The organism is Tenacibaculum ascidiaceicola (genome assembly GCF_047470925.1).
GTDB classification, from domain to species: Bacteria; Bacteroidota; Bacteroidia; order Flavobacteriales; family Flavobacteriaceae; genus Polaribacter; species Polaribacter discolor.
In genome coordinates, this window is record NZ_JAZKJP010000010.1 from 23,790 (window position 1) to 40,136 (window position 16,347).

A 16,347-nucleotide genomic window follows, 5' to 3' on the forward strand; every position below is an offset into this window, starting at 1 on the left:
TTATAGGGTTTCCATAGCTTCAGTTAGCACTTCTTTTTGTTCGTTTTCTTTTTTCTCTTTAGGTACCTCAAGTGTTTCTGATATGGCTTTTATAATATTCTCTGGAGTAATTTTTTTAAGCAAAAAGCTAGGTGCTTTTAAATCTTCTTGATTTTGATAAGAAAACTTAGCAAACTTTATTTTTCCATTATTTTTTTGTTCAACAAAACCATTTCCTAAAACGAGACCTATTTTACCATAATCACCATAGAAATACTCTTGCAATAACGGAATAACTTTATTGTTAAAAGTATTAGCGAGAGCTTCTGTATCTCCACTTTCTATATTGATAAAATAAGAATGTCCTATGGTATGATCTCTATCTATCAATACCTCTACACGGTTATTAATAGTTTTTAGAACCTCTTTTAGATTAAAAATTAATTCGTCTTCAATAAAGATAATTTTCTCTAATAGTTCAGGTTTAGGCATCACTTCCGTAAACTCAAAGCGCCTTCGCAAAGCAGTGTCTAAAGCTTCCACAGAACGATCAGCAGTGTTCATAGTACCTATAATATGTAAATTATGAGGTACGCCAAATTCAGTTTTAGAATAGGGGAGTTTTACAGTAATGGCTTCAGGTTGGCCTAATCGTTTGTCTGGTTCTAAAAGCGTAATTAATTCCCCAAAAATAGCAGATACATTCCCTCTGTTAATTTCATCAATAATTAAAACATGATCTTTTTTAATTTCCTCTGTTGTTGTTTGCTTAGAAAAAGTTTGTTCCAAGTAATCAACTTTAATATCACTGTTATCAAATTGATAAATAGTTTGCTGTGATATGTTTTTATCTACAAATAAACTGGGGTCGGCATCTAAATTAGTAGCTAACCATTCTACTTTTCTAAAATGATGATAAGGAATTCCGTCAATATTTTTGTATTCATAATCTCCTTTTACTACACCAATAGCATCTATAATATGATTTCCTAAAGAAACTAATACAATATCTTCTTTTTGCATCCAATAATTAAATGCAGCTATAGCAGTAATACTGTATGAAGAATGTTCACCTTTTACAAAATATTCTTTTTCATAAGCTTCTCTAAAACTTCTTTGGTCGGAGTTATGAATAATATCACTCAAATCATTCGTTGTTCCATATCCTAAAGCTATATAATTATTTTCAATACACCAATCGTGAATATCTTTACGTGTTTTTCCTCCAACACTCATCTTAAAGTAGTTTACTTTTTTAAAATCAATAGCAGAGGAGTTATTAGAAGTAATTTCTCCTTTAATTCCTTTGGCTTTATTAGCTATCTTTTTAAAAATTCCATCTTCTACCTCATATATAACCTGATTATCTTCAGTTTTAGGTTTTATACCTTCTACAAAATCTTCGTAGCTCATAGATTGATGAAAAGTAGTAAACGTAATTTGGTTTTTTTCATAGAGTTCATCATATCTTTGAATAATAAACTCTCTACTTTCTTCTGTATACTTTATTTTATCTATTGATTCTACTGCTAATTTTTTGGTAGCATAGGTTTTTCCTGTACCAGGAGGACCAAATAGTATTTTATTCATAGTCGTAATTTTTTTGTACTTATTTAATAAACTAGATATAAATGGATAGAATGAGGCGTATCCTGAAAATCCTTTGTCTAATAAGTTTTCTACCTTTTTAATATTTTCATAGTTTAATTTAAAAGAATCAAAACTATTCGAATAGAGTTCGTTCCATCTTTTAGGAATTTGAAAAGAGGCTGTTTCAACATAACTTTCAATAGTTCTTTCTTTTAAATCTTCACTTCTATATTCTCTTAAATAGATTTCATATAAATTGAACAGGTCTTGCTCTATTTTTTCAATTTTATCTATAAAACTAATGTCTATGTTCTTTTTATCAAAAAACTTTTCATTAAGAAATTGTAGATAATTGTTTTTTCCTAATAATGCTTTGGGGATTCCGTTACTATTTTTAAGGTCATACTCAACGAAATCCGCTTTTTTTTCTCGCTCTATTTTGCTTAGTATGAGTTCTATTGCATTTATATGTTCCTCTACATTTTCAGGGTTTACCAAGAAGAAATCAATTTCATCGAAAAAAGTATCAATTTCATTTAACCTTTCTTGAATACTATTTAAAGTATACCCAAGATAATTTCTATACGAATCATGTGTTTGATTATTTAACCAACTAGCAAACTCTTTCTTCACATCTATAAGTCCCCTGTAATACTGATCCCATAAATGATGTGAAAAATCAAAAAAGTTTTCCCAACCTTTTCTTTTTAAAATTTCTCTATGATATACTGATACAGGAGTCTTCTTTTTAAAAGGAATTTGTAAATTTTTAGCCACAAAGCGTAAAGCTTCTAATTTAAAAATATTCAACACATTAAAGTCGCCATATAAAAAAGCAATCTTCCATTTATAAGCAGTACCTAAATCAATAGTATCAATAGCTTTTAAATTGTCTTCTTGGGCACTAGTTGCTACGATAATAATGATTTGTTTAATTTTTTCAAATGCTTCTTGGGGTGTTGTTCCATATTTGGTGTACCATGCATATTCTCCATCAGAATCACGATAGCTTGTTTTTTCTGTTGGTGTATCAGAGCCTTTTTTGAATATCCCAAACTTATATGAACTACCTCCAACCACACTTCCTAAATCTCGGGTAATATGCTCAACCCAATAACAAAAAGAGTTTTCTCTTTTAGTATCTGTATATTCCTCTAGAGTCATTTTTTCTAATTTTTCTAAAGGCCAATAGCTTAAAAAATCTTGTTTTAATTGATGTAATTTTTCATTCATAATTATTCTTTTTCTTTTACAAGTTCAAAAGGTCAGTCATAATGACTATAAATAAAAAAGGCTTAGCTATAAACATTCTTTTAAGCTGTCCATTCGCTAAACTGCCCTTCGGCTTGTTGCATAATTTCTTCTAAAATTTCATTAAGTTTCGATAAACTTACTTTCTTTCTCAATTCTTTCTTTACGGCTAACCGTATGGCTGCTTTTGCATTTTCTTTTTTTGTCCAATCAAACTGAAGATTATCCTTTACAGCTTTTACAACAGCATGTACGATATCTTGAATGATTCCTTCTTCTTTTATAATATCTTGTTTGGCAGCAAGTATGTCATAAAATGCTAATTCTTCTTCACTTAAACCTAATTCTTTAATTCTTTTATCGTCATTTTGTAGCTCTTTAGCACGCTCTATCATTTCTACAATTGTAGCGTAACTATCTAATGCATTGGTATGGTATTTATCTATAACTTTTTCTAATTCTTCCTTTAAAGAAGTGTATTTTTTTATGTTTTTATGAAGACGAAGTTTGATTTCATCTTTAAGAATATTTTTTATCAATTCTATTTTTAATGCATGTCCGTCTTTTTCTTGTTTAGCACCTAATAAAAAGGTTTCATCCAAGATTGAAATATCAGGTTTTTCAATTCCTGCCATGGCAAACACATCTACAATATTCTCAGAATCGATACTTTGGCTAATAAGTTCTTTTATTTTTTCTTTTTGTTCACCTCTATTACCTGGTATTGATTTTGCGTTGCGAATTGCTTTAGATACGTGTTGCGCAAATAATACAGCTGCTGTATATTCTTGTATTTCGGGTTGACTTTTTACGATAGACAATAAACTAGACAACGTTTTTTCTGCTTTCATATAATTGTTAGCGTCTTCATCGTATTTAATTATATGATTTACGGCCTTCTTCACCAATAAAACTTTATCAGCATCACGTAAACGTTTCCAATCAGTATAATCAATGGTCGCAGGTATAAATGCTTTGCATATTTCAACTTGATTCATAAACAACTCTAAAGCTTGTTGTATATCTATGGTCGGTTTCCCTTTTCCTCCGTTTCCTGTGTATTTACCAGTGGCTGATTTTAAATTATCACCAATACCTATATAATCTACAATAACACCGTTTTTCTTATCTTTTAAAACTCTGTTGGTTCGGGTAATGGCCTGCATTAAATTATGACCTTTCATAATTTTATCAATATACATGGTATGAACACAAGGAGCATCAAAACCCGTTAACCACATATCTCTAACAATGACAATTTTTAAAGGATCGTCTTCCTTTTTAAATCTTGCTTTTATGCTTTCGGTAGCTTCTTTAGTTCTTATGTGTGGATTCCATGCTACGGGGTCTTTAGAAATATTCCCTGTCATAACCACGGCTACTTCTGGGCAATTTTCTAAAGCTGTTAGAGCATTGTACATTTTTACACAGTTACGCCTGCTCATGCAAACCACCATGGCTTTTCCTGCTAAAGTGTAGGTTCTATTGGTATAATGATTTAGTATGTCTTTGGCTATTTTATCTACACGGTCTTTACTACCCGCAGCATCTTCAACAGCAGCCCATTTTAAGTTGCTGTTATCCTCAATATCTTCGGTTATCGCATCAACTTCGGCATCAATATTTTCATTCCATAAATGCAGTTTAGCCAAACGGGGTTCGTAAAAAATGTTTACGGTAGCGTTGTCTGCAACAGCTTGTTTTATATCGTAAGTATGAATTACATTTCCAAACACCTCTTGTGTATCGGCATCTTTGCTATCAATAGGTGTTCCTGTAAAACCAATAAATGATGCATTTGGTAATGCTTTACGTAAGTTGGAGGCAAAACCATCTAATAACCCATATTGTGTTCTGTGGGCTTCGTCTGCCATCACTATAATGTTTTCTCGTTCCGACAAAATAGGATGTTCCAATTCTCCTAAAGCATCGTCTGTGGTTTGTTTTAACCTGAACTTTTCAATGGTAGTGAAAATAACACCTCCTGCGCCTGCACTTAACAAGTTCCTTAAATCGTTGGTGGTGTCGGCATGTTGTACATCGCCTACCAAATCTTTGGCGAGTACAAAGTTTTCATACAATTGTCTGTCTAAATCACTACGATCTACTTGTACTACAATGGTTGGATTTTTCAAGGCTGGTAAACTGCGTAAAATACCTGTGTAAATGGCCATAGAAATACTTTTACCAGAACCTTGGGTATGCCAAATAACCCCAATACGACCATCACCAAGTGGGCGTACCGATTTTTTAGCCGCTGCTACTGCAAAGTTAACACCGAAAAACTGATGGTATTTAGCTCCCTTTTTTATGAGTGTACCATTATGGTCTTCATGAAAAATGAAGTTTTTAATATAGTTTAAGATTCTGTCTTTTGGAAATAGACCAAATAACAGCGTGTGCATTTGAAAATCGTCTTCTTGAACGGTATCTGTACCATTAATACTTTTCCAAGCAGCAAACCACTCCATACCCGAACTAAACATACCATGTTGCGCTTCGTTACCGTCGCTAATAATGGTTATGGCATTGTATTCAAATAACAACGGAATATCTTTTATGTAATGTTGTATTTGGTTGTGAGCCTCTTTTATATTGGTGTTTTGGTCGTACCAATTTTTCAGTTCAAATACGATTAGAGGTAAACCGTTAATGTAAATAATAATATCTGGGCGACGTTTGTTTTTTCCTGTAATGCTAAACTGATTCACCGCCCAAAAGTTGTTGTTTTCTGGTTTGGTAAAATCTATAGGATAAATATGTACGGCTTTTTCTTTGCCAGAAGCATCTTCATAAGAAAACTCTAAGCCTTTGGTGAGTTTTAAATGAAACGTACGGTTGCGATGTGCTACATCTGCACCAACATTATTCGTAAATTCTGCAACCGAAAGCTTTTGAATTTCTTTTGGAATATCTGGATATTGTTGTTGTATAAACTGAAGTAATTGTTCTTTTAATACAACTTCTTTAGTATGGTTTTGGGGTAGGGTAGTACCTAATTGGTGTGTATATCCTAAATCGGATAACCAATCTATGGTGGCTTGCTCTATGGTTGCTTCTGTTGTCATAGTATGTTATTGTGAGGAGAAACGACGTGGTAATCTTTCTCTTTCTTTATTTTATCGTTACTTTTTCTATTCAATACAAATTTTTTACTATTTGTTATTGCTTTTAAACCGTCATTAAGAGGTACGAAGCAATCTGTTTCTTATTTGTCATTGAGAGCGGAGCGTGGCAATCTTTTTATAGTATTTTACTTCATAAGATTACTTCACTTCGTTTGTAATAACGTTTTCTACTTGCTCTCTAAACTCTTTTAAACGTACTTCTCCACTAATTAATTTTGGTAATAGGGTGTCGCGAAGTTCTGTTAGGGTTTGGTTTTCTTTCGTATTAATTAATATTTGTTCGTCAAAAGGCATTACTTTCTTTTCAAAATCATCCAAAATATCTTTTCTTGGGTATAATATTTCTATATTTTCAAATGAAGACTTATTAATTATAGGCATTGTAGTTCCATCACCAGCCAATCGTTTTAGAAGCGAGTAATTATGAACAAAAAAACAATACATGAAATGATAGTTTTTACACTTAAGCGAATTTATTTGTTGATTTGTTAAACAAGAAGTTTTGGAAATTGCGACTTTTCCCATATCAGAACCAATACAGGTAACAATTATAGAGTTTACAGGAATAATATTCTTTTTATGTTTTTCTATTCCTAATATAGAAATAGAACGATTAGCATTTAATATATGTTTACCATAATTTTTAAAGTCTGTTGGAGTAACAAAAGCCATTTCTTTTCCAAAATGCTCTGGAAATTTCTTAGAAGGTGTTTTTCCTGTTACCGTATCTCCAAAATCTTTAATTCTCTTAACTTCCCAATCTTTAGGAATCATCCCCAATTCACTCTCTACAAATTCACCGTCTTGAAAAGGTCCAAAATCTACAAACCAATGTTTGTACAATGCCATTGCCATGTCTTCTAGGGTTTTGTTAATGGCTAGGTTGTTTTCTATTTTATCGTCTATGACTGATAGGATGTTGGCTATAGCTTTTTGTTCTGGGAGCGGGGGTAATTCTAGTTTTAAATTTTGAAACGCTTCTTTTGCAATTCTTTGTCTTCCAGAAGTACCAATCATATTCGACTCCGCAAATTGTCTAACAAAAGGTTCTCTTGATAGATAGTAAACAAAATCATTATCAGAAATATTTTCTTTACCTCTAAAAACAAGAAATTCTGTTGAACCAAAGCCTTTGTTGTTTTTTAATCCTTTAACTTGGCATATTTTACCATTTTGTAAACAAGGCGTTATTCTAGCAAATAATGTATCGCCATTTTGAAACTTTGCACCACCTTTTAATTTTTTAGTAGCTGAAGGTAAAACTTTTCTACTATTGGGGTTCAAGTCTTTCATCTCCACAAAAGGATATTCCTCACTAGAATTAAACTTCATTCTAGGGTTTATATCTATGAAGTCAAAAAGGTTATATGTGTTCCAGTTATTTGGCATTGATTAAAGATTGTTAAAGGTAAAACGTTTAATAAAAGAATAGTGTTTTTGAAATACATGTATCTTCTGATATATAAGAACAGTGTTATTAAGCTTTAGTATTTCCATAAGTTTATCCTTTAATTTACCATTTTTATCATTTATATTAAGAAAAGAATGCAAATTCGTATCTTCGTTACTAATTATATTTAAGCAATTTTCAAATGGTTTTACCAGTTTTTTATATTTACCCAATGGTAATGCAATTAAAAACATAACCGCTAATAATTCACCTTCTTCTGTTTCGTTAGTATACTTAAAATCTTCATGTGCTTTTATAACCCTATAAATATTTACAAACCGTTTTAAAGCTCTAGGGTTTGTCCCTAAAATATCAGACATGCTTTGTAAAAGCTCAATTTCCTTATCCGAAAATTTTAAAGACTCAATAGTTTCTTTTGTTATTACTTCTTCTGTTTCTGAGTCTGGTTTTGTGTAGCTTTCTGGGATCTTTTTATCTTCTCCACCATTAGACGAATCTCTTGTTTCACCTTCTTCTTTTTCTTTTTCTTTTTCTTTTTCTTTTTCTGGAGATTCATCTTTAGCTACTACTATTTCTGGTTTCGATTCGGCTAACGTTTTCAGCATGTGTTTTACGCTTTTATCGGTAGCAGCTTTGAGTTGAAAAGGTACTTGAAATATTTTTTCTAAATAACCAGAAGGTTCAATAGCTTCAGAGCTCTCTAATTCACTTTTACTACTAAATTGTAATTCATGCTTTTTTATTAACGCATTTTTTACCCAACGTGGGTCTACACCAACCACAACCACAAATAATGGGTACGCCATTAGTAAGTTAACGGCTTCAAGTACTTGTACAACACGATCGTCGGAACAACGATCTAAATCATCAATATATAAAACAATACGCTCTAAGGGTTTTTCAAACTGTTTTTGAAACTCCTCCGAGTCTCCAGAATTATTTACCTCATCATGATGTCCACGAAATAACTCACTTAATATTTCAAAATCTTTTCTAATTATAGAAACAAGACCTAGGTGTTTTTTATAGTCGTTACTTATAGATCGTTTTTCTATAAAATTAAAAAGAGCTTCCGTAGTTACAGTATTCTCTAGCCTGTATTCAATTTCTAGCTTAGATTGTTCTGCTTGATTAATTTGTGTGTTAATCCTTTGTATTTCGGTTTTATAATTTTCAATTTCAAATTTTAATGCCTTTTCTGCTTGATTAACTTTATAAATAGCATCCTTTTTTTGAAGCTCGTAATCTTCTTTAATTTTCCAAAAAGATGATATTAATGGTTGTAAACGTTTAAAAGTTTGAATGTTTCTGATAATAAAACCACCAATAACAGTAATAAAGTACCATGTTTTAGTAGGTATAGTAAAATCTACTTTGTTTAAAAAATGGTTAGCCAAAAACACAACCCCTTTTATTATTATCACTAATATTAGTATTAGAAAAAAACAAGCTAAATTATCCTTCCAGCTGGCACCTTTGAAAAAGGTTTTTACAAAGGTGTATTTAGATTTTACTTTTTTGTATAATTCTGTTGGGTTTTGCCAATACTCTTCAGGTACTACTTTACTAAATTGTTCGGTTGACTTATTGAAAGAATTATTTAAAGCTAAAGTGTCTTTTATTTTTGTAGAAATATTAAAAGATACATCTAATTGGTCTAATACTTTCTTTAATGATTTGTTTTTTATCTCATTAATTTTTCCTTGAAGTGTTTTTGCAGCCTGTCCTTTTTGAAGTTCTAAAGTTCTAATTTGACCATCAATACTATCTCTTTGATGTTCTAAATCAACTATTTCTTCTTTTACTATATTTAATTTTTCTGTAATTTTTTTTTCAACATCATCTTTAATAAGGCTGGCAGCAGTATCATTTTTTATATACTCTTGTAATCCTTCAAAAATCTTAGCTATAATTCCAGCCCATAAATTAGAATCCATGTATGACCATGCATTAAAACGAACATGGGCAATGCCACTACAATAAGCATTTTGATTTTCGCTTTCTGAAAGATTTTCTATACGTTCCATTAATTTTCGCATAAAAAAACTTTTCCCAGATCCCCATTTACCTAAAAGCGCAATAGCTAAAGGTGGTTTAAAACTTTTAGCAGCTATTACTTTGGCAAAGGCGTTTACATCTTTTGAAATATCAAGATAATCATCCCCAGAATCTACATCGCTTGATAAACCAGCTATGGTGGTTGTGGTAGTTTTTATTTCTTGTTCTTTATCAGAAGCTAATTTTTTATCCAAATTTACATTGGATTTTTTAACAAGTTTTAAGCTATCAATTATATTTATAAAATTGGGTTTAATAGCCAGAATTTGCTCTAAAATAGTATTGATGTCGAGGTTACTAGGGCCAGTTATTGTATCTCTATAGTAACCAAGACCCACAATGTCTATAAAATTATCAAAAGGTTTCCAATTGATCTTGATTCTTCTTCCATCTTTTAAATTTTCTTGAACAATACCGTAAGCTTTTAGTCTTAGTATACTATTTGAATTTTGGGCAAATGTAGATTTCATTAATAGAAGGTCTCCTTGCTCAACCATATTTACAATATCTAAATATCTATTATCATAACCATTTTCCCAAATAGATTCGTCTATAAATCGCTGTGTTTGATCTTTACCACTCCAAGAAGAACCAACTAAATAAAGTTGCCCGTTTATTTTTCTAGAACTAGTATTTTTGTTTTTAGTAGATTCATTATCTATCATATTCAAAATATCAGCTCTATCAAACACATATTGTCTTCCTAGATTATTATTCAATTGACTTAAAAAATTTTCTCTTTCCTTGTTATTTATTGAATTTTGAAAAACTAGAACGTGATGTATCTTTTCGTTAGGATATAGATCGTTTAAAACTTTTTTTTGATAGTTTATTTGTTGAATGATGTTATTTGGATCAACAGATTTCATTAATGATTTAACTTCAACAAAAAATCGTCTTTCAATATCAGCTAAATCAAAAATTAAATCACTTTGATTAGCCAGTTTTAAGTCAATTTGAAGTTTAAGTAAAAACTTTTCCTCTAAACCTCTTTTTACAAGGCTTATGTATTCTCTTATGTTTGAGTTCTCATCAATCATAATTTATTAAAATTATCTAAAATCTGTTGCTGCAAATCGTTTCCTTTTATAAACTGGGCTTGTAATTGTGCTTTTAAAGAAGTCATTTTTTCTTCAAAAGGAATACCATCGTCTTCAACTGCTTCGGTACCTACATAAATACCTGGGGTTAGTTTGTAGTCTTGTTTTTGTACCTCTTCTAGGGTTGCACTGTAACAATAACCAGCTTCGTTTTCATATTGAGCAGATTGCTTCGTTTCGCCCGCAATAACGTTTCGCCAATTATGATAGGTTTCAGTTACTTTATTAATATCATCATCGTTAAATACACGTAATTTTCTACTTTCCATAGTTCCCATTTTAGAGGTATCTATAAACAGGATTTCATTCGTACGTTCTCTATGTTTTCCGTCTTTACCATCTCTATTTTTACTCAGTATAAAAATACAAGCAGGTATTCCTGTAGTTAAAAACAGTTTGTCTGGTAAACGTACAATACAATCTACCATACTATTATCAACCATATATTGGCGTACATTTTTCTCTCCTTTATTATTAGAGGTCATCGCCCCATTTGCCATCACCACACTTGCCGTACCCGTATCGCTTAAATGACTCCAAAAGGTTTGCATCCACATGTAATTGGCATTTCCATCGGTCGTAAATTCATCTTTAGGACCAAACAATCGAGGGTCGTTTTCTGGTAAATCTTCAGGGTGCCATTGGCTAACATTAAAAGGCGGGTTTACAATAATGAAATCTGCTTTTAAGTCAGGGAATTTATCTTGTAATAAAGAATCACCTAAACGGACATCAAAAGATAAATCGCGTAAAGCTAAATTCATTTTACATAAGCGTAAGGTACCATCGTAACGCTCTTGACCGTAAATAGAAATGTTTTTTTTGTCTCCATCATGGGCTTGTAAAAACTTTAAAGATTGTACAAACATACCCCCAGAACCACAAGCTGCATCAAAGATTTTACCTTCGTAAGGTTCTATCATTTCCACTAACAAACGCACAATACTACCAGGCGTAAAGAACTGTCCTGCACCAGAACCTTCTGCAATGGCAAACTTACCAATGTAATATTCATATACACGCCCTAAAATATCACTGTCAGGGTTTTCTTTTTCTGATAATTTAGGGTTTGCCAATAAATTAATTAAACCTGCTACTTGCTTTGCAGTTAATTGACTTTTAACAAATATTCGCGGTAAAATACCTTTTAAATCAGGTCTATAGGTGGCTAAAGTTTGGTCTAGCAAATCAAAAGCATCATCTACCAATACCTTAATATTGTCTTGCTCGGCATTGTCTTGTAGAAATTGCCAAGTGGCTTTTTCTGGAATGATATACGTGTTTTTCGATAGATATTCGTCTGGGTCTTCTAAAACGTACTTTTGTTCTTCTTCGTCTAAAGTATAATAGTCTGAAGCTTTATCTTGTAATAAGTTTTTTAAGGTATCTCTACGTAACTCATACCGTTCAGAGATGTGTTTTAAAAATATTAAAGGTAATACATAGTCTTTATATTGATTCTCAGCGACAGCACCTCTAAGTTCATTTGCTGCTTTCCATAACTCTTTTTCAAAGTTAATATCTGCTTTTGGTTGTTTCTTAGGCATTAATATGTATAGTAATTAGTAAGCGTATTATTTGATATAATCATAGCGTAATTATACTAGGGATTAAAAGTAATAAAATGATTTATTATATAAAGCCGTAGTTGTTCTATTATATTTCACTCTTTGTTTATTTGGAGGTTTCTTTTTAATAAGAAATCTAAAATAACAAAACCCGAACAATTACACTGTGAGAAACCATAAGAAAGCGTAAAAAAAAAGGAAGTGTTTTAAAAGTATACAAACCGTAATAGAAAAATGTTTGTTTTTAGGATTTTGTTAGTTTTAAAAAGTCTTTATTGTTTAGAAAAAGCAATAATAGAGTAGAGGTTTTTGTGTGTGATTTTGAAGTATATATAAAAATATAGATTTTTGGTAGATTGCGGCTTACATAAAAACATACATACTATGAAAAACAAGATAGAAGAATTGTTAGTGATAATTTCAACAAAGTTTTCAGAAATAAGAGAAACATTACCACCAGGAGCTAGTGATACAGCAATAGCGCGTATAGAAAAAGAAACTAACTTACCTATACCGCAATCGTTAAAAGATTTATTAAAAATAACCAATGGAGACGAGAAGTGGGGTGAAAGCCCACATGGATTTTTTAGCTATTTTTTATATAGTTGTAATCGTATTATTGATACCTATAATTTTTTTAAAGAACACGAAAACCAAGCATATCCCGATAGTGTTTATCAAAAAGACTTGGTAAAAAATATTCTGTATAGTACCAAAAGGTTACCCTTTGCTACCGATGGCTCTGGTCAATACTTATGCATTGATTATGATCCGGCAGAAAAAGGGACTTACGGACAAATTATTTACTTGCCATGTGCAGAGCCAGAACCTGTTTCGGTTATTGCTGATAGTTTTGATGATTTTGTAGATTTCCTCATTGAAGAATACAAAAATGATCGATTTTATATTGATGATGAAAGAACCGAATGGGATGAGGAAGAATGGAAAGAATGGAGGCAAGACCAACAAAGTGATTATAGCAAAGTAGAAATTATTTTTGGACACACCCGTAGAAATGATTGGACAGATATTGCTGATAAATACAATAAAAAGAAAGGAATAGTAAGTAATTAATTATTGCCGTCATTGCGAGGAGGTAGGACGAAGCAATCTGTTTATCGGTTACTGTCATTTCGACCAGAGTGAGAAACCGTAAGGTTCAGCGGAGCTAAATCTTAAGGTTATGAGTAGCTCACATTCATAAGATTACGTCACTTCACTGCGTTTCGTTCGTAATGACGTTATAGGAGGCAGAGAAGAGTATGAATAACCGACCTATTTTTATTTTACTAGAATTCAAGGTTATGGAGTACAAGAGAATCCAAAGAGTTTACGGTCTGGATTCGAATACGGAATACAACGTAGAATTCAAAAAAAGAAAAATAAGTCTTGATTTTTTGTTTCGTTTTGTATCAAGACAAAATGAAAGTATATGTTTGTGAGTAACTCCAATTTATGAGATTACGTTACTCACTGTATTCTGCTAATAAGGATGTTTTGTTTATTGTAGTATTATTCTTTTTTCCATTGATGAAAAAGAACCAAAAAATCTAGTCTTTCGAAACCTTCACTCGAAAATTAACATCCTCGAAACTAAATGAAAAGAACTCGCTATTGCTCAAACAGCTTTTCATTTTTAACGTTTCTTACGGTGTAATTTTCGGCTTGCTTTCTGAGGACGTTTTATTACCGTCATTGCGAGGAGTAGAGAAGAGTATGGAAAAACACCGACCTATTTTTATTTTGCTAGAATTCAAGGTTATGGAGTACAAGAGAATCCAAAGAGTTTACGGTCTGGATTCGAATACGGAATACAACGTAGAATTCAAAAGAAGAAAAAGAAGTCTTGATCTTTTGTTTCGTTTTGTATCAAGACAAAATGAAAGCATATGTTCATGAGATTACATCACTCCACTAGGTTTCATTCATAATAACGTTTTAAATGTCAGTTCGAGTGATTTTGTGCAACGTAGAGGAACAAAATAGTATCGAGAACTTTGTTATTACCGAATACTTCTCGATACAAAACTCCTTTTATTATGTTTAATGAATTTCACTCGAAGTGATAGTTGGGGTAATTGGAAAAAATCTCTACTGTATATTGTTTATAATGATGTTGCTATGTTAAAAAACAAAGGTTTTTGTTAAAAAGCTCATAACGAAACGTTAACGCTACAATAAGTCTAAAAAATCTACGATTTACTATTCAAAAGAAATTCTCCCCAAAAAAATTGTAACCTTTAAAATTTATATATTATGGAATTGAATTTAGGATTATTAACCACAAAAGCAGAATGTGATACCGCTATTGAAATCACTACAGCAGAGAAAACCTTATTAGAAAGAAGACTTCGAAATTTAGGGGAATCGTTAGAAGACAAGGCAGAAAGAACCACCACCGTTAAAGAGGGGATTGTGAGTGTAAAAGCTATTATTGCTGGTTTTGAATCGGCATTAGGTGTTATTACCGACGAAAAAGAAAAGCGTAGCTTGGAACTAAAAATTGAGCGTGAAGAAACGAAATTAAAATCGTTAGAAAATCGAAATGCCAATTACAGTTCTGTAAATGTGTTAGAAGATCAAATAGATCATCAACAACTAGAGGCGCAAGTAACGGTATTAACAGATGCAATTGCACAAATTGAAACTCACAAAACAACGTTGGCTGCCTAAGCTTCTTTAAGTCCAATCATAGTATTGGACTTTTTTGGGTGTTTTTTGTACACCAAAAAAGTTATGATTTTGAAAAGTGTACAACTGGTGTACACTAAAATAATTGCGAACTAAAAAAGTGTACAAGAGGTGTACACCCAAAAAGATGTTACTTTAAAAAGTGTACAAGCTATGTTAGAGAAAATAAGACTCTTTTTTTATTGTTCTATTAGTGCAGTAGCTAATTATTTAGAAGTATCAACCGATACAGTTAAGTCACTATCGTTAAAACGGAGAAATTATAACTTACAACAGTTAGATAAACTGATTCCGCTATATAAAGTACTGGAATTAAAAACATCTGTTACTGAATTAACACATGCTACTGCCTTTATAGAGGAAGAACAACAAAAAGCCATACCTGAATTAGAGCGATTACAGAAAAAAGTGGCTAAAAGTTTACGAAATAGACAAGAAACATTACAAGAGTTACAAAAGAAAAGAGCAATAGTATTACGAGGGTTACATGCGTGTACAACGTTGTTACATCAAAATAACCTAACAGTAAAAGATACAAAATGGATTACTCAACGAAAAAGACATCTGGAGTTGGTATTACTAGAAAATGATTATGTAAAAGAGGTTAAGTTACAAAGTGAAGTGGCGGGGTTACAAACTACTTTTGATAAGGTGTTAGAGGAAATTGAAAGGTTGAAAAGTATGTAATTGTGTTTTCTAAGAAGGTCTATTTCTGTTACCTCTAACCGATGTGAGAGGTCTCAAAGTTATGAGTAACTCTGAATAATTAGATTTCTTACACTTCGCTAGCGCTCGGTTCGAAATGACATTTTATTATCGTAATTGCGAGGAGTAGAGAAGAGTATGGAAAAACACCGACCTATTTTTATTTTAGTAGAATTCAAGGTTATGGAGTACAAGAGAATCCAAAGAGTTTACGGTCTGGATTCGAATACGGAATACAACGTAGAATTCAAAAAAGGAAAAATAAGTCTTGACTTTTTGTTTCGTTTTGTATCAAGACAAAATGAAAGCATATGTTTGTGAGTAACTCCAATTTATGAGATTACGTTACTCACTGTATTCTGCTAATAAGGATGTTTTGTTTATTGTAGTATTATTCTTTTTCCATTGATGAAAAAGAATCAAAAAATCTAGTCTTTCGAAATCTTCACTCGAAAATTAACATCCTCGAAACTAAATGAAAAGAACTCGCTGTCGCTCAAACAGCTTTTCATTTGTAACGTTTCTTGTGGTGTAATTTTCGGCTTGCTTTCTGAGGACGTTTTATTACCGTCATTGCGAGGAGTAGAGAAGAGTATGGATAAACGCCGACCTATTTTTATTTTGCCAGAATTCAAGGTTATGGAGTACAAGAGAATCCAAAGAGTTTACGGTCTGGATTCGAATACGGAATACAACGTAGAATTCAAAAAAGGAAAAATAAGTCTTGATTTTTTGTTTTGTTTTGTTTTGTATCAAGACAAAATGAAAGTATGCGTTTATGAATAACTCCAATTTATGAGATTATGTTACTCACTGTATTCTGTTAATAAGGATGTTTTGTTTATTGTAGTATTATTCTTTTTCCA

The 16,347-nt window shown here is 31.7% G+C and carries 8 protein-coding genes; 3 read left to right on the forward strand and 5 right to left on the reverse strand.

Annotation, left to right across the window (positions count from 1 at the left end; all coding sequences use genetic code 11):
- From VBY68_RS09900 to VBY68_RS09920, 5 genes are all read right to left on the reverse strand, one after another.
- Entirely contained in the window at positions 1-2,802 is a 2,802-nt protein-coding gene (locus VBY68_RS09900; protein WP_415269620.1) for an AAA family ATPase, read from the reverse strand.
- An 80-nt stretch (positions 2,803-2,882) separates the two neighbouring features.
- Positions 2,883-5,888 (reverse strand): type I restriction endonuclease subunit R, encoded by a 3,006-nt coding sequence (locus tag VBY68_RS09905; protein WP_415269621.1) that lies wholly within the window; start codon positions 5,886-5,888, stop codon positions 2,883-2,885.
- Between the two features lie 198 nt (positions 5,889-6,086).
- Positions 6,087-7,337: a restriction endonuclease subunit S gene (locus VBY68_RS09910; RefSeq protein WP_415269622.1), complete on the reverse strand. Its 1,251-nt coding sequence runs from the start codon at positions 7,335-7,337 to the stop codon at positions 6,087-6,089.
- A gap of 3 nt (positions 7,338-7,340) precedes the next feature.
- Positions 7,341-10,457 (reverse strand): P-loop NTPase fold protein, encoded by a 3,117-nt coding sequence (locus VBY68_RS09915; RefSeq protein ID WP_415269623.1) that lies wholly within the window; start codon positions 10,455-10,457, stop codon positions 7,341-7,343.
- A complete protein-coding gene (locus VBY68_RS09920) occupies positions 10,454-12,064 on the reverse strand; it encodes a type I restriction-modification system subunit M (RefSeq protein ID WP_415269624.1) in 1,611 nt (536 codons plus the stop codon). The genes VBY68_RS09915 and VBY68_RS09920 overlap by 4 nt, the downstream gene beginning before the upstream one ends.
- A 405-nt stretch (positions 12,065-12,469) precedes the next feature.
- On the opposite strand from VBY68_RS09920, the gene VBY68_RS09925 reads away from it, so the two are divergent.
- From VBY68_RS09925 to VBY68_RS09935, 3 genes are all read left to right on the forward strand, one after another.
- Positions 12,470-13,159 carry an SMI1/KNR4 family protein gene (locus tag VBY68_RS09925; RefSeq protein ID WP_415269625.1) on the forward strand — a complete coding sequence of 230 codons (690 nt, stop codon included), beginning with the start codon at positions 12,470-12,472 and terminating at the stop codon, positions 13,157-13,159.
- A gap of 1,182 nt (positions 13,160-14,341) precedes the next feature.
- Positions 14,342-14,758, forward strand: coding sequence for a hypothetical protein (locus VBY68_RS09930; protein ID WP_124591322.1), 417 nt, complete (start codon positions 14,342-14,344; stop codon positions 14,756-14,758).
- A 171-nt stretch (positions 14,759-14,929) separates the two neighbouring features.
- Positions 14,930-15,463 carry a hypothetical protein gene (locus VBY68_RS09935; RefSeq protein ID WP_415269626.1) on the forward strand — a complete coding sequence of 178 codons (534 nt, stop codon included), beginning with the start codon at positions 14,930-14,932 and terminating at the stop codon, positions 15,461-15,463.
- Positions 15,464-16,347: the final 884 nt, after the last annotated feature.